Source organism: Plantactinospora sp. DSM 117369 (assembly GCF_053764795.1).
Genome location: NZ_CM132446.1, coordinates 5,359,577 through 5,383,944, shown reverse-complemented (window position 1 = coordinate 5,383,944; position 24,368 = coordinate 5,359,577). Strand labels below are relative to the sequence as shown.

Here is a 24,368-nt window from a genome sequence, read left to right as displayed (position 1 = left end):
TCCGGGAGTCCGGCCGCCAGGGCCTGGATCAAATTCCTGGCCGGGCTGCTGACCTACTGGCTGGGGGTGGTGAAGGTCACCGTTTCGGAGGGGGTGGAGTAGCTGCCCGCCTGGTCGACCGCGCGTACGTAGACCTCGTACGTGTTGCCGGGGGAGACGGCGAACGTGACGGTCCGTACGTCCGCGGCGGGGTTCGAGACGCCGAGGGCGCTGCCGTTGACGTACGTGAAGTACCGGGAGATCGGGAAGTCGCCCGGTGTCGAGGCCGTCCACGACAACGTCGCGGAGGTCGGGGTGCGCGTGGTGACGGTCAGGTCGGACGGCGGGGACGGCGGCACCGACGGGACGGTGGTGACGGTGCCGCGTGCGGACGGGGCCGAGCGCGGCGTGCCGTCGGTGTAGCGGACGACGACAATGAACGTGTAGCTCGCGCCTGGCCTGAGCCCGGTGAGCTGGACGCTGGTCGTCGACGGGCCCGTGCTCGCCCGGATCTGGATCGGCTGGGTCGGGGTTGCGGGCGGGACGATCAGGTCGTAGCCGGCGATCCGTTCAATGGCGACCGCCGGCGGTCGCCAGGAGACCGTCGCGGTGGTGGCGGTGACGTCGGTCGCCACCGGCGGGCCGGGCACAATCTCGCTTGGCAGGGTCGTGATGGTCACGGGGGCCGAGGCCGGCCCGCGGAGGCCGCTGGTGTCCCGTGCCCGCACGTACAGCTCGTAGGTCGTGGCCGGGCGCAACCCGCCGATCGACACGAAGACCCACGCGCTGGTCGTGGTGGCGACCAGCTGGTCCGGGTAGATCCAGCCCAGTCGGCGGGCGTAGAGCTCGTACACCGCGATCGGGTTGGTGCCCGCGGCGGCCGGCATCCAGGCCAGGTCGACGGTGGTGGCGGAGAGGAACTGCGTGCCGGCGGCCTGCGGGGCGCCGGGCGGGGTCACCGGTACGCTCGCCTGTGCCGGCGCCGGTCCGGAGGTCACCAGCACGAAGGCGAGCGCGACGCTGAGTAGATGCCTGTGGCGCATTCCAACATGCTCCGCCGTCCAATGAAGACTGTCAATGTATGCGCTCAAGCCTTGGCGTCGACTCCGACGCACGCCCTAGAGTCGGCCGTCCGGGTAGCGGGTCAGGTAGCCGCCCATGGTCCGGAAGTAGTCGGTGGCGGCGTGCTCCTGGCCGTCGTCGGTGCGTACCCGGGTGATGGCCAGGCCCGGCCGGTGCCCGCGACGCGCGTCGGCGCCGGCCACGATCACCACGCCGTCGCCCTCGCGGTAGAAGATTCGGCCGGGCGTGCCGCCGTAGCGGCCCTCGGAGACCCGGGCCGCCAGGATCCGCAGTCGCGCGCCGTCGTGGTGGGTGAAGGCGTTCGGGTACGGGTCGGACTGCGCCCGTACCAGCCGCTCGATCTCCTCGGCCGGCCAGGTCCAGTCGATCCGGCTCTCCTCGATCGAGCGCTTGTGGAAGAAGCTCGCCTTCGAGCGGTCCTGCGGGGTCCAGTCGGTGCGGCCGGAGGTGATCAGCGCCAGTCCGTCCACGGTGATCGGGCCGAACAGCTCCAGCGTGCGGTGGAACAGGTCGGTGGTGGTGTCGGTCGGGCCGACCGGTATCGCGCGTTGCAGCACGATGTCGCCGGCGTCGAGGGTCTCGTCCATCAGGTGCGCGGTGACCCCGACCTCGCGCTCGCCGTTGAGCAGTGCCCAGATCAGCGGGCTGAACCCGGCGTACGCCGGCAGCAGCGAGTCGTGCACGTTCAGCGTCCCGTACGGCGGCAGGTTGAAGATCTCCGGCGGGATCCAGGTACGCCAGTTGGTCGCCACGATCACGTCGGGTGCCGCCTGCCGGAGCCGCTCCATCAGCTCGGGATCACCGGGTCGCTTGCGCAGCAGCACCGGTACCTCGTGCTTCTCGGCCAGTTCGGCCACCGAGTCGTCCCAGATCTTCTCGTACGCGTGCTCGCTGCGCGGATGCGTGACGACCAGGGTCACCTCGTGCTCGGAGTCCAGTAGCGCCTGTAGGGTGCGATGCCCCCAGGTCTGGTAGCCGAACATCACAACCCGCATCGACGGTCTCCTCTTCGGTCGGTTCGGCTCGCCCCGGTAGCACGCCCGGCTGGCTCGCGTCGGGCGTTTTGTTTCCGCAGGTTCGCACTGGTCAGGTGGTCCATATTGTTCTTGACCATGGTGTAGGTTAGCCTAACCTAAATGCCACGGATGGTCGACCGTCCGCGCCAGCCGCACCGGGTCCGTACGGGATCCAGTCCTCCACCACGCCGCCGACCGGCCGGCAGACTGATGGGACAGGTATGTCACGAACCAATCGCAGCGACGATCCCCAGGTCCACGACCTCCTCGGCATCGGCTTCGGTCCGTCGAACCTCGCCCTGGCCATCGCCATCCGCGAGGCCGCCGCCGGCCCTGGCCGGATCGACAGCGCGGTCTTCCTGGAGCGCCAGCCCAGCTTCGGCTGGCACCGCGGGATGCTGCTCGACGACGCCACCATGCAGGTGTCGTTCCTCAAGGACCTGGTGACGCTGCGCAACCCGGCCAGCGGGTTCAGCTTTCTCTGCTACCTACAGAGCCGGGGTCGGCTGATCGACTTCATCAACCACAAGAACCTCTTCCCGTCCCGGGTCGAGTTCCACGACTACCTGGAGTGGGCGGCGGCCCAGGTCGATGACATGGTCCGGTACGGGCACGACGTGGTCGACGTGCGCCCGGTCTGGCGGGACGGCGAACTCGACCACTACGAGGTACTGGCCCAGGCCGGCCCCTGCTCCGCCGCCCCGGTCAGCTACCGGGCCCGCAACCTGGTGCTGGGGGTGGGACTGCGGCCGTACCTGCCGGACGGGATCACCCTGGACACCCGGGTCTGGCACAGCCGCGACCTGCTGCCCAACCTGCGCGGCCTGGTCCCGTCGGAGCCGTCCCGGTTCGTCGTGGTCGGCGCGGGGCAGAGCGCGGCCGAGGCCGTCGACCACCTGCACCGGGAGTTCCCCGCCGCCGAGGTCTGCGCGGTCTTCTCCCGGTACGGCTACAGCCCGGCCGACGACAGTTCCTTCGCCAACCGGATCTTCGACCCGGCGGCCGTGCAGGAATACTTCACCGCCCCGACGGAGGTGAAGGAGATGATGCTCGCCTACCACGGCAACACCAACTACTCCGTGGTCGACCAGGAACTCATCGACGAGCTGTACCGGCGCGTCTACCAGGAGAAGGTACGCGGCGTCGAGCGGCTCCGGATCCTCAACCTGTCCCGGCTGGTCGAGACGGTCCGTACCCCCGACGGGGTGCGGATGGTGGTGGAGTCCCTGGTCACCAACGAGAAGACGGTGCTCGACACCGACGTGGCGGTCTTCGCCACCGGATACCGGCCGGTCGACCCGTTCGACCTGCTCGGTGAGGCGGCGCAGGTGTGCCTGCGGGACGACGCCGGGCGGGCACTGGTCGACCGCGACTACCGGCTGCGGACCCGCCCGGAGGTCCGGGCCGGCATCTACCTCCAGGGCGGCACCGAGCACAGCCACGGCATCTCCTCCTCGCTGCTCTCCAACACCGCCATCCGGGCCGCCGAGATCCTCGGCTCGATCTGCGCCCGCTCCGCCGACCCGGCACTCGACCGCGAGCCCGAGTACGCCGGCGCGCCCGGCTCCGCCTGACTCCGCTGACTCGCCGGCCGTTCCCGTCGCCGGTGCGCGCCGGACGGTCGGCGGGTGTTCGGGACTGTCCGCGGTCGGCGGACGGTCGGCGGATGTTCGCCGGCAGGTAGCCGGGAGCGGGCCGGAGGTTCACCTGCCCCGGTAACCCTGCGCGGATGCGGGAGAGCCTCTCACCGGCCCGACTGCGCTGGCTGGGGCTGCTCGGCAGCGCGCTGATGGCCGCCAGCGCCCACCTGGCCGGCTCGGCCACCGACCGGGGGCCGGGCTGGGCGGCCGGCGTCGGGCTGTGGCTGGTCGGCGCCGGTGGACTGGCCGCCGTCTGGTGGCGACTGCGCACCGTCGCCGCGCCGGGCTGGCTGCTGGGTACCGGTGCGCTCTGGGCGGTGCCACTGCTGCTGGCACCGCCACTGGGCAGCTCCGATGTCTACGCGTACGCCTGCCAGGGCGAGATCGTCCGGGCCGGGCTCGACCCGTACGCCGTGGGGCCGGACGCGCTGCCGTGCCAGTGGCTGAACTGGGTCGCGCCGAGCTGGCGGGACACGCCCGCGCCGTACGGCTCCCTCTGGCTGCTCGTCGAGAGGTTCGCCGCGAGCGTGTCGGCCGGCAGCCTGCCGCTGGCCGTCACGGTGTTGCGGCTGGTGGCGATCGTCGGCCTCCTGCTGGCCACCGCCGCCGGTGCCCGGCTGGCCCGGCACTGCGGCGGGCACCCGGCCCGGGTGGTCTGGCTCGGCGCGATCGGCCCGCTGCCGCTGGTACACGTCGTCTCCGGGGCGCACAACGACGCCCTGCTCGCCGGCCTGGTCGTACTCGGACTGCTGGCCGCGGTCGAGCTGCGTACCGCGGTCGGCCGGCTGGCCCTTGCCGGCGCCGCGTTCGGGGCCGCCGCCTCGGTCAAGGCCACCGCGCTGGTGGCGGTACCGTTCGCGCTCGCGGTCGTACCCTGGGCGCGCACCGGCCGGCGTCGCCTCGCGGCCGGTGCCGTCCTGACCGGCGCGACCCTCGGCACCGTCCTGCTGCTGGCCGGCGTGACCGGGCACGGCCTCGGCTTCGTCCGGAGCTGGCCGGCGACCGCCGGCAGCGTGCAGTGGTCGTCGATCCCGACCGGGGTCGGGATGGCGGTCGGCTACGGGCTACGCGCGGCGGGCCGGCCCGAGGCGTTCGGCGGCGCCGTCGAGGTCGCCCGGTTGCTGGGGCTGGCGGCGCTCGGCGCCGTCCTGCTGCTCGCCTGGCGCCGGGCGCTGCGCGGCGGCGTCGCGGTCGCCGTACCGGCGGCGGGGGTGGCACTGCTCGCCACCGCGCTGCTCGGCCCGGTCTTCTACGCCTGGTACGCCCTCGCCGGGGTCGCCGTGCTGGCCGCCGCACCCCGGGGGCGGCTGAGTGCGCTGCTCGACGCGGGCTCCGCCGGATTGGTCTTCCTCACCCTGCCGGACAGCCTCGGACTGGTCACCAAGACCAAGGTCCCCGGCGCGCTGCTCGACCTGGCCCTGGTCGGCTGGCTGCTGAGCCGATGGGCGTGGCGGAGGCCGACCGATCCGGCCGGGCGTTCCCGGATGCCGGTCGGGCGGTCGGGGGAGTTGGCGGGGCGTTCACGTCTGGCGCCCGGACGTCCACGGATGCTGGCAAGGCGCTCACGGATGGTGCTCGGGCGCTTCCGGGGGCTGGCAAGGCGTTCGCGGGTGTCGCTCGGCCGGGTCGACGAGTGGCGGCGGCGCCGGGCCCGTGCCGTCATCGGACAGTGGCGGTCGCCGGTGTAGCCGGTTGCCCGCCGTTCACCTCGGCAGGGCACCCTTCCGGGGTGACCGCCGACGTGATTCCGGCCGCCGGCCCGCCCGCCGTGCCGCCCACGGCCGCGCGCCGCGGCTATCTGGCCGTCGAGTACGCGCTGCTCTTCTTCGGCGCGGTGCTCGGCTATGTGCTGGCCGGGACCCCGGGCAGCCCGATCCCGCCGTTGTTGCTGCTGGCCGGGCTCGCCGCCGGCTATCTGTGGCGACGCCCGGACTTCGACCGGCGGAGTTGGTGGGGCCGGGCCGCGCTGCGTGCCGAGTGGATCCCGATGCTCCGGCTCTGGACGGTCGCCGCCGTACTGGCGGTCGCGGCACTGACCGTGCTCGCCCCGGAACGACTCTTCGAGTTGCCCCGGCAGTCGCCGCTGCTCTGGGGCGCGATCGTGCTCTTCTACCCGCTCTTCTCCGTCTATCCGCAGGAGCTGATCTTCCGGGCATTCCTGATGCACCGGTACGCCCCGGTCTTCGGCTCCGGGCGCTGGCTGGTGGCGGCCAGTGCCGTGGCGTTCGGGTTCGTTCACCTGATCTTCGGCAACGTCCTGTCGGTGCTGCTCACCCTGGCCGGCGGCTGGCTCTTCGCCCGTCGTTACCAGCGCACCGGCTCGCTGCTGGTCGCCTCGGTCGAACACGTCCTGTACGGGCTGCTGGTCTTCACGGTCGGGCTGGGTGACTTCTTCTATCACGGGGCGACGTAGTCGCCGGCCGCGCCGGTCAGCCGGCGGTGGTCGATGAATCCGGATCCGACGCGTGGTCCGGTTCCGTTGCCCGTTCCTTGGTGCCGCCCTGCTGGGGATCCGCTTCGGCGGGAGTCGGTTCGGCGCGGCGGTTCCACTCGAAGGTGACCTTCATGTGTGCCTCGCCGGTGGTCTCGGCCACCACGAAACCACCCTTCGCGGCGACCTTGAGACCGAATTCGATCGCCACCCGGTCGGCTCCGCCAGCGTCGCGGGCCCGTGCGGCCGCGCTCTGGGCGAGCCGGTGGAACCGGTCGAACGCCTCGCCGAACGTCTCCGACAGCCGGGCGACCACCTCGCGGGGACGACCGGCCGGAGCGACTCCGGTGACCTGGTGGGTCACCTCGACCAGCACCGTGCTGTCGTCGTCGACCGGAATCTCCACGTAGTAGGTCATTGCCCTCCTCACCGGTCGACGAACTGCGGCCGGCCCAGTCTAGTGGCGCATCACCACCATCTCGGACCGTCGGGGAAGCCGTTGAGCGGGCGCCGCCGACCTGGCCGCCTTGTCCGACGTCGATACCCTCGGAGGTCCAGTTCGGAACGGTCCAGTTCAGCAGTGGTCCAGTTCGCCAGCGGGAGGCCGGTCGATGCCCCACCTCACTCCGTCGGACATACGCAGCGTCGCCTTCCGGAAGCCGGCGTTCGGTCGACGCGGATACGACGAGCAGGACGTCGACGAGTTCCTCGACCAGGTCGAGAGCACCATTTCCGCACTGACGGAGGAGTTGACGGCCCTGCGTGGGCAATCGACATCCGCCGTCGCGCCGGCCGCGGCCCCGGCCGGCGTGGGCGTCGAGCCGCAGGTCGCGATCCTCGCCCAACTCGAAGAGATCAGGGCCCGGCTCACCCGGATCGAGGCTGCTGTCGCGGGTGGCGGCCCGAGATCGCCGTTCGGCGATCCGATGTTCCGAAGTTGACCCGGCCAGTGGTGTGTCGGCGGTCGTCCAGCCGTCGCCAGGAGATCTGATGCCGCGAGTGCACTCGTACACCCGCCGGGACGGCACCCGGGTCAGGGGACACTACCGCTCCCGTACGCGGCGCTCGCGCCCCCGCCGCTCGTACTCTCGGCGACGTCGGGGCGGCAGGTCGGCGCCGGACCGGTCGGGCTGGTGGCTCGCCGGGGTGCTCGGCACGCTGGTGCTGGCCTGGCTGGTCGTCGACTTCGTGCAGCGGCACCCGGTCTGGGCGGTCGTCATCGCGGTGGGCCTGGTCGCGGCCGGTGCCGGAGTGCTGACCCTGCTGGTCCGGGCGCGACTGCGCGAGGAGACCGAGGCGGCCGTACGCGCCCGGCGCGTCGAGGCGACCGACACGATGACCGGCGCGGAGTTCGAACGGTGGGTGGCGGCCCTGATGAGCCGCTCGGGCTTCGCCCGGGTGACGGTCTGCGGCGGTGCGGCCGACCGGGGTGCGGACATTACCGCCATCGCCCCGGACGGCCGGCGGGTGGTCGTGCAGTGCAAGCGGCACAGCCCGACGAACCGGGTCGGCAGCGCGGCGATCCAGCGCTTCGCCGGCACCTGCCGGAGCATCCACCGGGGCGAGATCTGCGTGATCGTCACCAACGGGTTCTTCGCCGCCGGCGACGGGCTGCGGCTGGCCCGCGAGCTGGGGATCGGGCTGGTGGACCGGTCGGCGCTGGGGGAGTGGGCGTACACCGGCCTGCCACCCGCCTCGCTGGCGCAGTGATCGCTTGATCCGCTGGCTCTGGCGGAGTCGCCGGCGCCGTCCGGTCCGGTGGACGCCTCCTCACGATCACCTACCTGGTGCCCCGGCAGGAGTGGCTCGGGCGCGACGACGTCGCCCTGCACTTCGTGCTCGACATGGAGGGCACCTTCGGCGGAATGCGCGAGGTCGGCGAACTGGCGGTCCGGGGCGAGCTACGGCGACGATCGGCCGCCGCTACACCCTCGACGAGGGTGTCCGGGCGTGCGTCGACTTCGTCCGCCGGCACAACACCGGCAAGCTGGTCGTCACGACCTGACCGTCAGGCCGGCCGGGCCAGGTGGGTACGCAGCACCTCGGCCAGCGGCTCCCGGCGTACGCAGGCGTCGAAGGCGAACGAGGCGGCCAGCCGTTCGGCCTCGTCCGGGTCGACTCCCTCGAAGCAGCGGCCGAACTCGCCGACCAGCGGCTCGGCGAGCAGGATGTTCCGGACCAGCAGGTTGATCCAGGCCCGGCGCCCCCACGGGTACGGGTCGAAGTCCGGAAACTCCCGCTCGAAGAGTTCCTCGATCGGGTCGAGGATGTGCCGGATCTCCCGGTCGACTCCGCCCCACGAGTCGGAGCCGAGCCGGGCCTTCTTCGCCGCCACGGGTGCGATCCGCTGCCGGTAGGGGCTCTGCTCGGCCGCGTACACCAGGCCCTGCAACCCGATGTCCTTGTACGTCCAGAGCGCCCAACTCGCGCCGTGTTCGGCGTAGATCTCGAGCTGGTCGGTGAGCAGCCGCAGCCGGGAGGCGTCGCGTTCCGGTTCACCGGTGTAGACCGGGCCGAACTCGCCGATCCAGATCGGTGTCCCGGTGCGGCGCATGAACTCGGTGCGGCGCAGGAAGGTGCGCTGCACGGCCGCCCGGTCGAAGTACTCGCCCCGGGTGGTGCCGGGATATTCACTGCCGGCGGCGAGCCCGGGCAGCGCGTAGTCGTGCGCCGTGTAGACCGTGTTCGGGTACGGGTCGGTGAAGGCCGAGAAGTCGGTGGAGTAGCGGTTGCCGTCCAGGAAGAGTACGTGCCGGTCGTCGACCTCGCGGAGGGCCCGGACCAGCCGGTCGTAGAAGGGCCCGATCACCTCACCTGAGGCGTCGGCCGGCTCGTTGACCGGGTTGTATCCGGCGACCACGGGATTGTCCCGGTAGCGGTCGGCGATCGCCTGCCACAGGTGCACCACCCGGTCCTGGAAGTGCCGGTGGGTCCAGAAGTGTGCCCAGTGCGTCGGGTTGTCGCTGTGCCAGTTCTGGTTCTGGTAGCCGGGCACGGCGTGCAGGTCGAGGATGACGTGCAGGCCGGCGTCCGCGCAGAGCCCGACGATCCGGTCCAGCCATCCGAATCCGTCCGGCTTGAGCAGGAACGGCTGGTCGTCGTCCTCGAAGTGGCGGTAGCTGAACGGTACGCGTACCGAGTTGAGGCCGAGCGAGGCCAGATAACCGGCGTCCTCGGCGGCGAAGAAGTCGGTCAGGAACCGGTCGAAGTACCGCTGGTAACCCTCCGGGCCGAGGGCGCGGCGCAGGGCCTTGCGCTGCTGCGACTCGGTGCCGGGATAGCCGGTGATGAAGTTCTCCATGTTGAGCCAGCCGCCGAGGCCGACCCCGGTGAGCCGGACGGTCCGCCCGGTCGCGTCGGCCAGCCGGTCGCCGTCGACCCTGATCCAGCCCGGTTCGGTCACCGTTCCCACCGCCTACGCGCGTCCGGCCGGTACCGGTCCGGTGCTGTCCCGGACCAGCAGTCGGGGTTGGAAGTGCACGTCGTGCCCGGCCGGCCCGCCGCCCAGCAGCGCCCAGAGCCGGTCCCAGGCCTGCCGGCCGAGTTCGTTGCGGGGGATCGAGGCGGTGGTCAGCGGCGGGGTGGTGTAGCGGGCGAACGGGATGTCGTCGAAGCCGGTCACCGAGAGGTCCCTCGGCACCCCGATGCCCAGCTCGTGCAGGCCGCTGAGCGCGCCGAACGCCACCATGTCGTTGAACGCGACCACGGCGGTCGCGCCGCTGCGCAGCACGGCCCGGGCCGCCGCGTGCCCGTCGTCGAAGGTGGCGCCGCAGGGCAGTTCGGTGAGCGCGCAGACCGGTTCGGCGGCGCAGGTGGCCCGGAGTGCGGCCTGCCGTTCCCGGTTGGAGGTGCTGGCGGCCGGGCCGGCCAGGTAGACGATCCGGCGGTGGCCGAGGGACCGCAGGTGGGCCACGATCGCGGCGATCCCCGCCGCGTAGTCGACCGAGAGCGACGGCACGTTGCTGCCCGGCAGGTCCCGGTTGACCAGGACGAGCGGGGCGAGCCGGTCGCTGAGGGCCCGCAGCTCGGCCTCCGGTACCCGGGGCGAGGCCAGCACCAGCCCGTCGGAGCGGCGCCGCGCCTCCACCGCCAGGATCGCCTCCTCGGCGACGTTCTCGTTGGACTCGGCGACCAGCAGCCGGTGACCCCGGGTGGCGGCGGCGTGGCTGAGCCCGCGCAGTACGTCCTGGAACATCGGGTTGGACAGGTCCGGCACGATCAGCGACACCGTGCTGGTACGCCCCAGCGCCAGGCTGCGGGCGACCAGGCTGGGCTCGTAGTTCAGCGCCTCGGCGGCGGCGCGGACCCGGGCGGCGAGGTCGGCCGCCACGGTCGGGCTGCCGTTCATCACCCGGGAGACGGTCGCCCGGGAGACTCCGGCGGCCTCGGCGACCCGGCCGATCGTGGCCGAGGGGCGGTCCGACCGGGCGGATCTGCGGCGCCCCGGTCGCGATCCGCCGGTCGGTTGGTCGGCCGACTGCCCGGTGCGGCGGTCTCCGGTCAGGCTCATCTCGAATCTCCCAAGGGTGGCCGCCGTGCCGACCGTCCGGTAAGGACGCCGCGCGGCGGGCTGTCGTCGATGCCCTCGTGACCACCTCGTGGGGACCGAAGATACCGGCTACCCGATCTTGGAAGCAACCGGTTTCTCCGATCCGAGCGGGAGTTGTGTCAGGTCGTTCGCACGGCTGGTCAGCTGATGTTCGATGCGTTGACAGTTGATGTTGGCTTTGTTAGAAACTGGTTACTCAGCCCGGATGCGGGCCCTGCGGGCAAGGCGGGCATGACGGGGCGTGACAGGCACGCGCCGCGGCTCCACTCGCGACACATCTCCCCGAAGGGTGCTCTGATGAGCGATCGCACGGGCAGACCTACCGCACGGTCCGGGTCGCGCCGCCGGGAGACCCGGGTGGCGTACGGCTTCCTGACGCCGTGGATCGTCGGGATGGTCGTGTTCACCATCGGGCCGATCCTGGCCTCGCTCTATCTCTCCTTCACCGACTACACCCTGCTCAGTCCGCCGGAGTGGCTGGGGATGGAGAACTACCGGCGGATGCTGGAGGATTCCCGGCTGCACAAGTCGCTGCTGGTCACCTTCCAGTACGTCTTCGTCTCCGTACCGTTGCAGCTTGCCCTGGCCCTCGGCCTGGCCATGCTGCTCAACCGGGGCGTACGCGGGCTGCCCATCTACCGTTCGGTCTACTACCTGCCGTCGCTGTTGGCCGGAAGCGTCTCCATCGCGATCCTCTGGCGGCAGATCTTCGGCAGCGAGGGGCTGATCAACCAGTTGCTCGCCAAGGTTGGTGTCGAGGGTGTGAGCTGGGTGTCCCATCCGGACTACGCGCTCGGCACCCTGGTCGTGCTGAACGCCTGGACGTTCGGCGCGCCGATGGTGATCTTCCTGGCCGGGCTCCGCCAGATCCCGAGCATGTACTACGAGGCGGCCTCGGTCGACGGCGCCGGCGCGGTCTCGCAGTTCTTCCGGATCACCATCCCGCTGCTCACCCCGATCATTTTCTTCAACCTGATCCTCCAGATGATCGGCGCCTTCCAGAGCTTCACCCAGGCGTTCGTGGTCAGCGGCGGCAGCGGCGGCCCGGCCGACTCCACCCTGCTCTACACGCTCTACCTCTACGAGCGCGGCTTCGGCTCGTTCGAGATGGGCTACGCGTCCGCGCTGGCCTGGACGCTGCTGGTCATCATCGCCGTGCTGACCGGCGTCAACTTCCTCTTCGCCAAGCGATGGGTGTTCTACGGTGACTGACCTGACCACCACCGCCGGGGCCAGCGTGCGGCCGGCGGCCCGCGCCGACCCGCCCGCGCGGCGGATCTCCAAACACGCCCTGCTGATCGTCTTCGGCGTGGTGATGATCTATCCGCTGCTCTGGATGGTCTCCAGTTCGGTGAAGCCGACCGAGCTCATCTTCCGGGACCCGTCGATCTGGCCCCGCGAGTTCGACCTCGGCAACTACACCGACGGCTGGACGGCGCTGGAGCACCCGTTCCAGCACTACCTGTGGAACTCGGCGGTGATCGCGATCGCCTCGATCGTCGGCAACCTGCTCTCCTGCTCGCTCGCGGCGTACGCGTTCGCCCGGCTGGAGTTCCGGGGCCGGCGGGTCCTCTTCGCCGCGATGCTCGCCACGATGATGCTGCCGATCCACGTGCTGATCGTGCCGCAGTACGTCCTCTTCTCGCAGCTCGACTGGATCAACACCAGCCTGCCGCTGATCGTGCCGAAGTTCCTCGCCACGGACGCCTTCTTCATCTTCCTGATGGTGCAGTTCATCCGCTCCCTACCCAGGGAGCTGGACGAGGCGGCCCGGATGGACGGTTGCGGGCACGTGCGGATCTACTGGCGGATCATCATGCCGCTCTCCGTACCGGCGCTGGCCACCTCGGCGCTGTTCACCTTCATCTGGACCTGGAACGACTTCTTCAGCCAACTCATCTTCCTGACCAACCCCGACCTCTACACCGTCCCGGTCGCGCTCCGGTCCTTCATGGACGGTCAGGGCGAGACCGCCTGGGGCCAGCTCTTTGCCATGTCCATCGTCGGACTGGCGCCGATCTTCGGTTTTTTCCTCGCCGGCCAGCGTTATCTGACGCAGGGGCTGGCTACGACCGGCCTCAAGTGAACCGTTCCAACCCACCGCTTCGCACACCCACCGTCAGCGAAGGAGTTCCGATGAGAGCCACATCCGTCCGGACCCGCCTGGGCACCGTCGCAGTCTCCGCCACCCTGCTGCTCTCGGTCGCCGCCTGTGGCGACTCCGGGGGCGACGGCGGGCCCGTGGAGTTGCGGTTCTCCTGGTGGGGGAACAACGACCGGGCGCAGGCCACCCAGAAGGTGATCGACGCCTTCCAGGCGCAGAACCCGGACATCAAGGTCACGGGCTCGTCGTCCGACTTCAACGCGTACTTCGACAAGCTCGCCACCGAGGTCGCGGCGGGCGATGCGCCGGACGTCATCACGCTGGGCGGCGCCTACCCCCGGGAGTACGGCGACCGGGGCGCGCTGCTCGACCTGGCCCGGGTGCAGAACGAGCTGAAGACCGACAAGATCGACGCCGCCGCGCTCGGCAACGGGCGCTTCGAGGAGAAGCAGTACGGCGTGCCGACCGGGGTCAACACCTTCGCGCTGGTGGTCAACCCGGCCGTCTTCGCCAAGGCCGGCGTACCGCTGCCGGACGACAGCACGTGGACCTGGGAGGACTTCGCCCGGATCGCCCGGGAGATCTCGGCGAAGTCGCCGAAGGGCACCTACGGGGCGGCCGACCCGAGCAGCGCCGACATGTTCGACCTCTACTCCCGGCAGCGCGGCGAGGGGCTGTACACCCCGGACGGCAAGGTCGCGATCAGCCGGGACACCATCACCGAGTGGTGGACGATGACCGTCGGGCTGCGCGACTCCGGCGCCACCCCGCCGGCCTCGGTCACCACCGAGCTGGAGGGCCAGCCGGCCCCGGAGCAGACGCTGATGGGTCGAGGGCTGGCCGGGATGCAGTTCGACTGGAGCAACCAGCTCGGCTCGCTGCGCAAGGCGTCCGGACAGCCGCTGGAGTTGCTGCGGGCACCGGGGGAGGGCGCCCAGAAGCCGGGGATGTGGTTGCAGGCCTCGCAGATCTACACCATCAACGCCCGTACCGAACACCCGAAGGAGGCGGCGAAGTTCGTCGACTTCCTGGTCAACAGCCCGGAGGCCGGAAAGATCATCCTGACCGACCGGGGCATCCCGGCCAACTCCGAGGTGCTCGCGGCGGTGGTGCCGGCGCTCAACCCGGACCAGTCCGCCCAGGCGAAGTTCATCGAGCGGGTCACCCCGCAGGTGGGTCCGCCGCTGGTGATCGGGCCGACCGGCTCCACCGACACCCGGCTCATCCTGCAACGGCTCAACGCCGAGGTGCTCTTCGACCGGAAGTCCCCGGCCGACGCGGCGGAGGAGTTCGTCAAGCAGGTGGAGGCGGCGATCGGCAAGTGACCCCGGACCGGAACGGGGACGACGGCCGGCTGGCGGAGCGGGGCGCGCGCCGGATCGACCGCCGGGCCCTCGTCGACCGGCACGCGGTCGAGCTGACCGGCATCCTGCCGGAGTCCCCGCTCTCGGTCGGCAACGGGGAGTTCTGCTACACCGTCGACGTCACCGGGTTGCAGACCTTTCCGGAGCACTACCCGGTGCACAACCCCGGCGGCACCGGCACGCCCGGTACGCTGCTCGGCACCCAGGCACAGTGGGGCTGGCACAGCGTGCCGGCCGGGCGGGCGTACGACCTGGCGGAGACCTGCCGGGCCTATCCGACGCCGCGCGGCCCGGTCGAGTACGTCGACATGCGCGGCACGCTCTCCGGCACCGCCGAGAACCCGGAGTCGCCGGCCGAGTCCTGGCTGCGCGGCAATCCGCACCGGCTCGACCTGGGCCGGATCGGGCTGGTCTGGACGGCCCGCTCCGCCGGCTCCGGGATCAGTACCCGGGCGGCCGAGCCGGCCGAGCTGACCGACCCGCACCAGCGGCTCGACCTGTGGACCGGCACCATCTCCAGCCGGTTCCACCTGGCCGGCAGCCCGGTCCAGGTGCACACGGTCTGCCATCCGGACCGCGACGTCCTCGCCGTACGCGTCTGCTCGGCGCTGCTCGCCGAGGGCCTCGCGGTGCGGATCGCCTTCCCGTACGGCTCACCGGAGTGGAGCAACGCCGCCGACTGGTCCCGCCCGCAGGCGCACTCCTCGACGCTGCGCCCGACCCCGGACGGGGCGGTGCTGCGCCGGCTCCTCGACGACACCGCGTACTCGGTCGGGATCGCGCTGCCGGACGGCGCCCGGATCCTGCACGTCGGCCGGCACGAGTTCCTGGTCAGCACCGGGCTGGCCGCCGTCGAGCTGGTCGTCGCGTTCGCGCCCGGCGTCGGTTCGGTCGCCGGCACCGCGCTGCCGTCGTTTTCCGAGGTGGCGGCCGCGTCCGCCCGGCACTGGCCGGAGTTCTGGCGCGGCGGTGGCGCGGTCGAACTGGCCGACAGCCGGGACGAACGGGCGGGCGAGCTGGAACGGCGGGTGGTGCTCTCCCAGTACCTGACCGCGGTGCACTGCGCCGGCACGCTGCCCCCGCAGGAGACCGGCCTGATGGTGAACTCCTGGCGCGGCCGGTTCCACCTGGAGATGCACTGGTGGCACGGGGCGCACTTCCCGCTCTGGGGCCGTCCCGGCCTGCTGGAACGCAGCCTCGGCTGGTACGCCGGCATCCTGCCCCGGGCCCGGGAGACCGCCCGCCGGCAGGGCTGTGCCGGTGCCCGCTGGCCCAAGCAGGTCGGCCCGGACGGCCGGGAGAGTCCCAGCCCGATCGGGCCGTTCCTGCTCTGGCAGCAGCCGCACCCGATCTTCCTCGCCGAGCTGGTCCGGCGTACCAGCACCGACCCGGAGGCCGCGTTGCGCCGGTACGCCGACGTCGTCCTCGACACGGCGGCCTTCATGGCCGACCACCCGGTCCGGGGCGAGCGCGGCTACCAGCTCGGCCCGCCGCTGGTCCCGGCCCAGGAGTCGTACGCCGAGATCCGGGAGACCCTCACCAACCCCACCTTCGAGCTGGCGTACTGGTGCTGGGGGCTGCGGATCGCGCAGTCCTGGCGGGTACTGCTCGGCCTGCCGCCGGAGCCGTCCTGGGAGAAGGTCGCCGCCAACCTGGTCCGGCCGCACGTCCGGGACGGGGTCTACGCCGCCGTCGACGTGCCGCCGTACACGGTGCGGGACGACCACCCGTCGATGCTGTACGCGCTCGGCCTCGTGCCACCCACCGAGCTGGTCGACCCGGAGGTCATGCGGGCCACCCTGCACGGGGTACTGGCCGACTGGGACTGGCCGTCGACCTGGGGCTGGGACTATCCGGCCATCGCGATGACCGCGACCCGGCTGGGCGAGCCGCACACCGCCGTCGACGCGCTGCTGCGACCCGAACCGAAGAACGGCTACCTGCCCAACGGGCACAACCGGCAGACCGCCGCGCTGCCGGTCTATCTGCCCGGCAACGGTGGACTGCTGGCCGCCGTCGCGCTGATGGCCCGGGGCTCGGACGCGGACGCCGGCCGGCCGACCCCCGGCTTTCCCGACGACGGAAGCTGGACGGTCCGGCACGAGGGGCTGCACCCGATGCCCTGACCGACCAGCCTCAGCCGGCGGCCGGCCCGATGGTGACCTCGCTGGACGCCCTGACCGGCTCAGCCGGCGCCCGGCCCGATGGTGAACTCACTCACCCGCAGGCCGGCGCCGAGCCGCAGGTACACGTCCCGAACCCCGGCCGTGCCGGCCAGCGCCGCCTGCACGGTGGTGTACGCGTACCGGTCGCCGGTGTTGGGCACGGTGGCTCGGCCCAGCAGCGGACCGGTCGGGGAGTCGAGGCGTACCTCGATGGTCCCGTCGCCCGGCGCGGACCTTGCGGCCCGGACGGTGAGGGTGCGCGAGCGGGCGTCGAGGGCCGTACCGGTGAACGCGATCCAGCCGCCGGAGCCGGCACCCTCGACGGCGGTGCCGCGTACCTTCGTCTCGTCCACCAGCAGGATTCCGGCGTAGTCGTCGAAGTTCTCCGCCCGGGTCGGCCGGGACAGGTCTCGGGGCGGAATCGTCTCGCCGCGCACCCGCAGCGTGCCGCGCTGCCGGACGTCGGTGGCGGAGGCGCCGACCAGCAGGTCGTGCTCGGCGGACTCGACCACCCAGCGGTCCCGGGTCACGTCCCAGTGTCCCAGTTCGGTCGCCCGGACGGCGAACGTCACCCGCCGGGTCTGGCCGGGGGCCAGCGTCACCCGCCCGAAGGCGCGGAGCTGCCGCAGCGGCATCCGGTCCCGGGATGTGCGTTGCCGGGTGTAGAGCTGCACCACCTCGTCACCGGTCCGCCGGCCGGTGTTGGTCACCTCGACCGTCACCGTCACCGAGTCGTCCGGCCCGGCCGACGGCGCGCTCACCCGCAGGTTCGCATACCGGAAGCGGGTGTAGGACAGGCCGTGCCCGAACGGGAAGAGCGGCTCGCCCCGGTGGTAGAGGTAGGTCTGCCCGGACCGGATGATGTCGTAGTCGCGCAGGTCCGGCGGGAGGTCGGCGTCGGCGCGCGGCCAGGTCTGGCTGAGCCGCCCGCCCGGGTTGCGGTCGCCGAAGAGCGTGCCCGCCAGTGCCCGGCCGGTCTCCGGCCCGGCGTGGGTGGTCCAGAGCAGCGTCGCCGGCTCGGCCGCCAGGGTCACCGGATAGCTGGTCTCCAGCACCACCGCGGTGCCCGGGTTGGCCGCGGTGACCGCCTCGACCAGCGCGGACTGGCTGGCACCGAGGGCCAGGCTGCGCCGGTCGGCGTTCTCCCGCCCGTAGACCAGCGGATGGCTGCCGACCACGACCACCACCGCGTCGGCCCGGGCGGCCGCCGCGGCGGCGGTGGCGGCGCCGCTTTCCACCACCTCCCGGGCGAACCGGGCGGCGGCCGCGCGGTCGCCGGTGCCGACCGCGCCGTCCGGGGACACCGTCAGATACCGACCGGGGTACGGCCACCAGCTCTCGTTGGTCTCGTAGCCCGCGTACCGGATCAGGTACGTCCCGTCCGGCTCCCGTTCCAGCGCGAACTGCTGCGGTACGAACCATCCGCCGATCTCCGTCTCGGCGGTGTGGTACGGCCCCCAGTTGCCGGCCAGGTAGCGCCCGTTGCCGGCGTTGCGCAGCGTGCTGACGTCGCCCGCCCAGTCGTTCTGGTCCCACTGTGCGGTCGTTGCAGGCGGACCGGCCGCCGCGACGACGTTCTGCCCGGGGGCGGTGCCGGTGGCGGTCAAATACCGCCCGGTCGCCAGGTCGCGCAGGGCCACCCGGTCGAGCGCCTCGACGCCGGTGACCACCACCCGGTCGCCGAGCCGCTCCCGGATCCCGGCCAGCGGTGTCACCCGGTACGGCAGGGCGCCGCCGTACCAGTCGCCGTGCAGTGCGTCGTGCAGCGGGCCGATCACGGCGACGTTCCGGACCCGGGTCGGGTCCACCGGCAGGGTGCCGGCCGAGTTGCGCAGCAGCACCATGGCCCGCTCCGCCGCCTCCCGGTTCAGGCGCCGGTGCGCGGGGCTGCCGATCACCTCCGGGCCGATGTGCGCGTACGGGCCGCCGTCCGGGTCGAAGTGCCCGAGCCGGAGCCGGATCGACAGCATCCGCCGCACCGAGGCGTCCACGTCGGCGACGGTGAGCAGCCCTCGGTCGAGCGCGGCGCGCAGGGTCGCCACCATCGGCCCGGGCTGGCCGTCGTCGACGGTGAAGCTGTCCAGCCCGGCCTTGAGCATTGCCGCGTACGCCTCGGTCTCGTCGGCGTAGTAGCCCTGGAGCTGGGTCAGCGCGTGCGGGGCCCAGGCGTCGCTGACGTGGTAGAGGTCGCGGTCGGTCCACGACCGGATCACCTCGGCGAAGTCCGGGTTGACGTGGCTCGGTCGGCCGTTGACCAGGTTGTAGCCGGCCATCACCCCGGTGGCGGCGTCGGCCGCGATCGCCGGACGGAAGGCCGGGTCCTCGTATTCGTGCCGCAGCCGTGGTCGCAGGTTGGCCGACGTCAGGCTCCGGTCCGTCTCCCGGTTGTACGCCGCGTAGTGCTTCAGCACCGGCGCGGTCTTGAGCCGCTCGGGATCGTCCCCGCTCAGACCCCGTCCGTACGCGGTGGCGATCGCGCCGGTCAGCAGCGGGTCCTCGGAGTAGCCCTCCTCGTTCTTGCCCCACCGGGGGTCCCGCAGCAGGTTCACCACCGGGGCCCAGACCTGGAGGCCCCAGACGTCCGGGTCGGCGGCGTGGTGGCCGCGTACCTCGTCGCCGACGGCCGAGCCGATCCGCCGGACCAGGTCCGGATCCCAGGTGCTGGCCAGGCCGAGCGCCTGCGGGAAGACCGTGGCCTCGGTGGCGGTCACCACGTTCCAGCCGTTGTCGACGTCGTTGGACCAGGCCACCCCGTGCAGGGCCTCGGTGCCGGTCTTGAAATAGCCGACGCCCAGCCGGGGGATGGCCGGTTGCGACTGGTGCAGCAGGGCGAGCTTCTCGTCCAGGGTCAGCCGGCCGAGAAGGTCGTCGATCCGTTGCCCGTCGGGCAGCCGAGGGTCCTGGAAGGGAAACCGGCCGGCCGGGTCCGCGGTGCCGGTCCCGGCCGTGACCACCATGCTGAGCAGCACCGCCAGCAGTGCCGCCGCGCCGCTGCGGACGAGCCGACGCCCGCCGGTGCCGCGTCCCATGCCTTTCCCGTCTCGTCCCATGCCTTCCCCGTCCATTGTGCTCGTCCGGGACGACTTTGTTTAATATCCCAACGATCTCATCATCGATGGGACTGGGGAAGGGGAGGAACCGATGAAGAAGTTCGCCACCCGGATCGCGGTACTCGCGGTCGTCGGGGCCGGCGCGGCGGTCGGAGTCACCGCCGTACCGGCGCAGGCCGCACAGGCCCGGCCGTGCAGCGCCGACGGTCTCAGCCTGTACGGCCGCTACCCGGTCGACCACGACCAGCGGGTCTACCAGTGCGTGCCGGACCCGTTCACCCCGCGCTGGGTGCTCTCCGAGACCTGCCCGGCGGGGACCCAACCGGCGACCACGCTCACGCCGTACTACCCCGGCAGCAGCACCGGGCCGTACCTCGCGACGACGACCTGCGCCAGCGACTGACCCCTTTTCCACCTGAGCCGCGCGGCGCCCCCGCACCGCGTCCGACCTTGCGGCCCAAGGCAAGGGAGGTGGAAGGGCTCGCTGAACCGTCGCCGCTGACGCGGGCGGTGGTCGCCGGAGCCTCGTGGACGGTCGAGCCAGGACCGGTCAGGCGCCGGCGGCCACCGGCATCAGCGGCCGGGGGTGGTGCCGGCTGGTCGGGATCACCAGCGGTGTGCCGGTCAGCGGGTCGACGCTCACCTCGCACCGCACGTCGAATACCTCGTCGACCAGTTCGGCGGTGACCACACTCGACGGTTCACCCTGCGCGACGATCCGGCCACCCTTCATCGCGATCACGTGGTCGGCGTACCGGCACGCCTGGTTGAGGTCGTGCAGCACCATCACCACGGTCCGGCCGTCCCGCCGGTTCAGGTCCACCACCAGGTCGAGTACGTCGATCTGGTGCGACAGGTCCAGGAAGGTGGTCGGCTCGTCCAGCAGCAGCACCGGGGTCTGCTGGGCCACCGCCATGGCGATCCAGGCCCGTTGCCGCTGCCCGCCGGAGAGTTCGTCCACCGGCCGGTCGGCCAGCTCGGTGACCCCGGTCGCGGCGAGCGCCTCGGTCACCGCCCGCTCGTCCTCCGGCGACCACTGCCGCCACCAGGTCTGGTGCGGCGAGCGGCCCCGGCCGACCAGGTCGAGCACGGTCAGGCCGTCCGGCGCGACCGGTGCCTGCGGCAGGATCCCCACCTGCCGGGCCACCTGCCGGGTGGGCAGGGAGTGGATCGCCCGGCCGTCGAGCTGGACGCTGCCGGCCGCCGGGTTGAGCAGCCGGGCCAGCGCCCGGAGCAGGGTGGACTTGCCGCAGGCGTTGGCGCCGACGATCACACTGATCCGGCCCGCCGGTATCACCAGGTCGAGGTCGTCGACGACCACCCGCTCGCCGTACGCCAGGCGCAGCCGTTCGGCCCGCAGCTCGGGGTGCCCGGCCGCGCTCGGCGGCGGGGCATCGAGCGCGGCGTCGGTGATGGTCAGGTCCACGGTCATCGTCAGCCTCCAGAACCGGCGCGGTTGGCCCGGACGAGCAGCCAGAGCAGGAACGCCGCGCCGAGCGCCCCGGTGACCACGCCGACCGGCAGGTCGACGTCCGGGATGATCCAGCGGGCCACCAGGTCGCTGGCCGAGACCATCAACGCCCCGGTCAGCGCGGACGCCAGCAGTGGCGGCGCGGAGAGCCCCACCAGCCGCTGGGCGATCTGAGGTGCGGCCAGTGCCACGAACAGCACCGGCCCGGTGGCGGCGGTGGCGAACGCGACCATCGCGACGCCGACGACCACCAGGCAGAGCCGGGCCAGTTGCACGGGCGTGCCCAGCCCCCGGGCCACCTCGTCGCCGAGGTGCAGGGTCCGGGTCCATCGCCCGAGCAGCATCCCGGCGGGCAGCAGCACCAGCACCGCCACGGAGAGCGGACCCACGGTCTCCCAGCCGCGACCGCTGAGGTTGCCGACCAGCCAGCCGAGCGCCGCCTGTGCCTCGGCGAGTTGGGCCCGGGTCAGCAGGTAGTCGGTGGCGCTGGCGCACATCCAGGAGACGGCGATGCCGACCAGCACGATCCGGTAGCCGGTGGCGCCACGCCGCCAGGCCAGCAGGTAGATCAGCGCGGCGGTGACCAGCCCGCCGGCCAGGCCCAGCGCCGGCAGGCTTAGCCCGGCGCCGCCGAGCACGATGGCGGCCACCACGGCGGTGGTGGCACCGGCGTTGATCCCGATCATGTCGGGACTGGCCAGCGGGTTACGGGTGATGGTCTGGAAGATCGCCCCGGAGACGGCGAACGCGGCGCCGGCGAGTACGGCGGTCAGCGCCCGGGGCAGCCGCAGCTCCCGCACGATGAAGACCTGGCCCGGATCGCCGGAACCCCACAGCGCGGGCACCACCCGCAACGGGCTGACCGGGTAGTCGCCGGTGGCGATGCCGACGCAGAAGACCACGAACGCCAGTGCGAGGAGCCCGAGGCAGCAGATCAGCAGCCGTGCCCGGAGTACGCCGGAGACCGGTGGCCGGCCGAGCCGGAACGCGGTACGCCCGCCGGTGCGGCGCAGGTCGAGGAGGGTCACGCCGATCAGAGCTCCGCGAGCCGGCGGCGCCGGACCAGCATGATGAAGAACGGGCCGCCGATGAACGCGGCGATGATGCCGACGCCGACCTCGCTGGGCCGGGCGACGACCCGACCGACGATGTCGGCCAGCAGCAGCAGGCTCGGTGCGAGCACCATGGTGAACGGCAGCAGCCAGCGATGGTTCGGGCCGGTGATCAGCCGGGCGACGTGCGGCACCACCAGACCGACGAAGACGATCGACCCGGCGACCGCGACCGCGGCCCCGGCGAGCAGGGTCACCGCCAGGGTGCCCTGCAGGCGTACCAGTCCGACCCGGCGGCCCAGCGCGGCCGCGACGTCGTCGCCGAGGGCGAGGCTGTTCAGTGCCGGGGCGGCGGCCAGCGCGAGTACGGTGCCGGCGGCCAGGAACGGCAGCAGTTGGCCGATGGTGCCGAAGTCCGGCCCGGAGAGCGAGCCGGCCGCCCAGAACCGGTAGCGGTTGAGCGCCTCCGGGTCGCGCAGCACGACCGCGCTGGTCACCGAGTTGAGCAGGAAGGTGATCGCGATGCCGGCCAGCGCCACCTTGACCGGGGTGGAGCCGCCCCGGCCGAGCCCGCCGAGCAGGTAGACCACCACGCTGGCCAGCAGGGCACCGGCGAAGGCGAACCAGATGTAGCCGTAGAGGGTGGCGATGCCGAACCAGGCGATCGCGACGACGATGCCGAGCGCGGCACCGGCGCTGACGCCGAGCAGGCCGGGATCGGCGAGCGGGTTGCGGGTCAGCCCCTGCATCAGGGCGCCGGAGAGGCCCAGTGCCATCCCGACCAGCAGGCCGAGCACGGTGCGCGGCAGGCGTACGCCCCAGACGATCGCCTCGATCTGCGGGTCGGCGCCGCGCGCCCCGGCCCGGTCGAGGAGGGTCTGCACCACCTGGTCCAGCGGGATCTGCCGGCTGCCCACCGCGACGGAGAGCAGGGACAGGACGATCAGGACGGTCGTGGCGACCAGGAAGAGCCCGACCGGACGCCTGGATCGGTGACCCGTTGCCCGGACGGGCGCGGGTCGGCTCACCGGTGGTGCCTGGTCGGTCGTCACGCGGTCCTCGGGTCTCGTCCGCCGGCGACTCGGGTCTCGTCCGCCGGCAATGTGCAGGGCTTTCGCTTCTTAGGGTAGGTATACCTTAGTTCACGGCTCCGATGGTTGGGGAGGCCCGTTCCGTCGAAGCTGTTGAGGTTAGGTAAGGATTACCTTACTATCACGGTCATCGGAACCGGACGCCGGTGCCGTGCCCGACGTCCAGGCACCGTCGCCGGATGTCCCGCGACCGCACGCCGAACCGGCGCCCGTGCCGGGCCCGCCGAGACGGATGTCCGCCCGACCGCCAGACCGGCGGGGGAACCCGAGAGACCGAAGAGGAGCCGATGTCCACGACACCTGCCCGCGCGATGCGTCCCAGGCCCGTCCGACTCGCGGCGGTGCTGGCCGCCCTCGTACTCGGCCTGGCCGGCTGCGGCGGTGGCGACGACGGCGCCGACCCGGCGCCCTCGGCGAGCGCCGGCGGCACCTTCCCGGTGACGGTCGAGCACAAGTACGGCAGCACCGAGATCACCAAGGCGCCCACCCGGGTGGTCACGCTCGGGCTCAGCGACCAGGACCCGGTGCTCGCCCTCGGCGTCGTGCCGGTCGGTGCGATCGACTGGTTCCTGGAGCGGCCGTACGGCAAGTGGCCGTGGGCGCAGCCGTTGTGGGGCAGCACCCCGCCGGAGATCGTCGGTGAGCGGGACGACTACAACCTCGAAAAGATCGCCGCGCTGCGTCCGGATCTGATCATCGGGCTCTACTCCGGGATGACCCAGGAGCAGTACCAGAAGCTCTCCCAGCTCGCCCCGACCGTGGCGCAGCCGAAGGGCTTCGCCGACTACGCCGCGCCGTGGCAGGAGATGACCCGGCAGGCCGGCCGCGCGCTCGGCAAGCCGGAGCAGGCCGACAAGCTGATCGCCGACGTGGACGCCCGGTTCGCCAAGGCCCGGCAGGAACACCCCGGCTTCGCCGGCAAGACCGTCGCGGTGGTCGACCCGTACGAGGCCGGCAAGTACGCGGTATTCGCGCCGAGCGACCCGAAGGTGGTCTTCATGACCCAACTCGGCTTCACCGTGCCGGACAGCATCGTGCAGGCGGCCGGCAAGGAGTACGCCGCCGAGATCGGCTCCGAGCGGCTCGACCTGGTCGACGTGGACAAGCTGCTCTTCCTCACCTCGGACGCCAGCGCCGAGCCGCGGGTGAAGGCGGACAAGGTCTACGCCACCCTGGACGTGGCGAAGCAGAACCGGGCGGTCTTCCTGCCGTACGAGAACCCGCCGCTCGGCGGTGCGCTCTCGTTCAGCACCGTGCTCAGCGTCCCGTACGCGCTGGACCAGATCCTGCCGCTGCTCGGCGACGGCTGACCGCCGGCCGATCCCCGGCACCCCCCACATCGGACCGTTCCCACCCGCTCGCGAGAGGCGGTA

20 protein-coding genes are annotated in these 24,368 nt (G+C 72.1%); 11 read left to right on the top strand and 9 right to left on the bottom strand.

Going from position 1 to position 24,368, the window contains the following annotated elements; all coding sequences use genetic code 11:
* Positions 1-53: 53 nt before the first annotated feature.
* On the bottom strand, positions 54-1,022 hold the full coding sequence (locus tag ACSMXO_RS23400; protein WP_455413766.1) for a fibronectin type III domain-containing protein: 969 nt from the start codon (positions 1,020-1,022) through the stop codon (positions 54-56).
* Positions 1,023-1,097: 75 nt separating this feature from the next.
* The gene (locus ACSMXO_RS23395; RefSeq protein WP_455413765.1) at positions 1,098-2,057 is read right to left on the bottom strand and encodes a methionyl-tRNA formyltransferase; all 960 of its coding nucleotides are present in this window, start codon (positions 2,055-2,057) and stop codon (positions 1,098-1,100) included.
* Positions 2,058-2,299: 242 nt separating this feature from the next.
* Between ACSMXO_RS23395 and ACSMXO_RS23390 the strand changes: the two genes are divergently transcribed.
* The 3 genes from ACSMXO_RS23390 to ACSMXO_RS23380 all read left to right on the top strand — a co-directional run bounded on the left by ACSMXO_RS23390 (position 2,300) and on the right by ACSMXO_RS23380 (position 6,131).
* Entirely contained in the window at positions 2,300-3,652 is a 1,353-nt protein-coding gene (locus ACSMXO_RS23390; RefSeq protein ID WP_455413764.1) for a lysine N(6)-hydroxylase/L-ornithine N(5)-oxygenase family protein, read from the top strand.
* Positions 3,653-3,807: 155 nt separating this feature from the next.
* Positions 3,808-5,406: a polyprenol phosphomannose-dependent alpha 1,6 mannosyltransferase MptB gene (mptB, locus tag ACSMXO_RS23385; RefSeq protein ID WP_455413763.1), complete on the top strand. Its 1,599-nt coding sequence runs from the start codon at positions 3,808-3,810 to the stop codon at positions 5,404-5,406.
* Positions 5,407-5,447: 41 nt separating this feature from the next.
* Positions 5,448-6,131 carry a CPBP family intramembrane glutamic endopeptidase gene (locus ACSMXO_RS23380; protein WP_455413762.1) on the top strand — a complete coding sequence of 228 codons (684 nt, stop codon included), beginning with the start codon at positions 5,448-5,450 and terminating at the stop codon, positions 6,129-6,131.
* Between the two features lie 16 nt (positions 6,132-6,147).
* Here ACSMXO_RS23380 and ACSMXO_RS23375 read toward each other — a convergent pair whose 3' ends face one another.
* Positions 6,148-6,567, bottom strand: a complete 420-nt coding sequence (locus ACSMXO_RS23375; RefSeq protein WP_455413761.1) for a CU044_2847 family protein — start codon at positions 6,565-6,567, stop codon at positions 6,148-6,150.
* A gap of 193 nt (positions 6,568-6,760) precedes the next feature.
* Between ACSMXO_RS23375 and ACSMXO_RS23370 the strand changes: the two genes are divergently transcribed.
* Together ACSMXO_RS23370 and ACSMXO_RS23365 are read left to right on the top strand one after the other, a co-directional pair.
* On the top strand, positions 6,761-7,090 hold the full coding sequence (locus ACSMXO_RS23370) for a DivIVA domain-containing protein (protein WP_346256485.1): 330 nt from the start codon (positions 6,761-6,763) through the stop codon (positions 7,088-7,090).
* 49 nt (positions 7,091-7,139) lie between these two features.
* Positions 7,140-7,859, top strand: coding sequence for a restriction endonuclease (locus ACSMXO_RS23365; RefSeq protein WP_455413760.1), 720 nt, complete (start codon positions 7,140-7,142; stop codon positions 7,857-7,859).
* A gap of 298 nt (positions 7,860-8,157) precedes the next feature.
* Here the strand turns inward: ACSMXO_RS23365 and ACSMXO_RS23360 are convergent, their stop codons facing one another.
* A complete protein-coding gene (locus tag ACSMXO_RS23360) occupies positions 8,158-9,552 on the bottom strand; it encodes a glycoside hydrolase family 5 protein (protein ID WP_455413759.1) in 1,395 nt (464 codons plus the stop codon).
* A gap of 12 nt (positions 9,553-9,564) precedes the next feature.
* Positions 9,565-10,659: a LacI family DNA-binding transcriptional regulator gene (locus tag ACSMXO_RS23355; RefSeq protein WP_455413758.1), complete on the bottom strand. Its 1,095-nt coding sequence runs from the start codon at positions 10,657-10,659 to the stop codon at positions 9,565-9,567.
* Between the two features lie 336 nt (positions 10,660-10,995).
* Here ACSMXO_RS23355 and ACSMXO_RS23350 point away from each other — a divergent pair, with 336 nt between their 5' ends.
* Genes ACSMXO_RS23350 through ACSMXO_RS23335 form a run of 4 tightly spaced genes read left to right on the top strand, consistent with a single transcriptional unit; the run spans position 10,996 to position 16,292 of the window.
* Positions 10,996-11,910 (top strand): carbohydrate ABC transporter permease, encoded by a 915-nt coding sequence (locus tag ACSMXO_RS23350; RefSeq protein ID WP_346256489.1) that lies wholly within the window; start codon positions 10,996-10,998, stop codon positions 11,908-11,910.
* A complete protein-coding gene (locus ACSMXO_RS23345) occupies positions 11,903-12,784 on the top strand; it encodes a carbohydrate ABC transporter permease (RefSeq protein ID WP_455413757.1) in 882 nt (293 codons plus the stop codon). The genes ACSMXO_RS23350 and ACSMXO_RS23345 overlap by 8 nt, the downstream gene beginning before the upstream one ends.
* 50 nt (positions 12,785-12,834) lie before the next feature.
* Positions 12,835-14,127, top strand: coding sequence for an ABC transporter substrate-binding protein (locus ACSMXO_RS23340; protein ID WP_455413756.1), 1,293 nt, complete (start codon positions 12,835-12,837; stop codon positions 14,125-14,127).
* Positions 14,124-16,292: a hypothetical protein gene (locus ACSMXO_RS23335; RefSeq protein ID WP_455413755.1), complete on the top strand. Its 2,169-nt coding sequence runs from the start codon at positions 14,124-14,126 to the stop codon at positions 16,290-16,292. Before ACSMXO_RS23340 ends, ACSMXO_RS23335 begins: the two co-directional genes overlap by 4 nt.
* A gap of 59 nt (positions 16,293-16,351) precedes the next feature.
* Here ACSMXO_RS23335 and ACSMXO_RS23330 read toward each other — a convergent pair whose 3' ends face one another.
* Positions 16,352-19,360: a glycoside hydrolase family 3 C-terminal domain-containing protein gene (locus tag ACSMXO_RS23330; RefSeq protein WP_455413754.1), complete on the bottom strand. Its 3,009-nt coding sequence runs from the start codon at positions 19,358-19,360 to the stop codon at positions 16,352-16,354.
* A gap of 112 nt (positions 19,361-19,472) precedes the next feature.
* Between ACSMXO_RS23330 and ACSMXO_RS23325 the strand changes: the two genes are divergently transcribed.
* A complete protein-coding gene (locus ACSMXO_RS23325; RefSeq protein ID WP_455413753.1) occupies positions 19,473-19,784 on the top strand; it encodes a hypothetical protein in 312 nt (103 codons plus the stop codon).
* 147 nt (positions 19,785-19,931) lie between these two features.
* Here ACSMXO_RS23325 and ACSMXO_RS23320 read toward each other — a convergent pair whose 3' ends face one another.
* Genes ACSMXO_RS23320 through ACSMXO_RS23310 form a run of 3 tightly spaced genes read right to left on the bottom strand, consistent with a single transcriptional unit; the run spans position 19,932 to position 22,956 of the window.
* On the bottom strand, positions 19,932-20,813 hold the full coding sequence (locus ACSMXO_RS23320) for an ABC transporter ATP-binding protein (protein WP_346256495.1): 882 nt from the start codon (positions 20,811-20,813) through the stop codon (positions 19,932-19,934).
* A 2-nt stretch (positions 20,814-20,815) separates the two neighbouring features.
* Positions 20,816-21,880: a FecCD family ABC transporter permease gene (locus ACSMXO_RS23315; RefSeq protein WP_346256496.1), complete on the bottom strand. Its 1,065-nt coding sequence runs from the start codon at positions 21,878-21,880 to the stop codon at positions 20,816-20,818.
* A gap of 5 nt (positions 21,881-21,885) precedes the next feature.
* Positions 21,886-22,956: a FecCD family ABC transporter permease gene (locus ACSMXO_RS23310; protein WP_455413752.1), complete on the bottom strand. Its 1,071-nt coding sequence runs from the start codon at positions 22,954-22,956 to the stop codon at positions 21,886-21,888.
* 326 nt (positions 22,957-23,282) lie between these two features.
* Between ACSMXO_RS23310 and ACSMXO_RS23305 the strand changes: the two genes are divergently transcribed.
* Positions 23,283-24,305: an iron-siderophore ABC transporter substrate-binding protein gene (locus ACSMXO_RS23305; protein WP_455413751.1), complete on the top strand. Its 1,023-nt coding sequence runs from the start codon at positions 23,283-23,285 to the stop codon at positions 24,303-24,305.
* Positions 24,306-24,368: the final 63 nt, after the last annotated feature.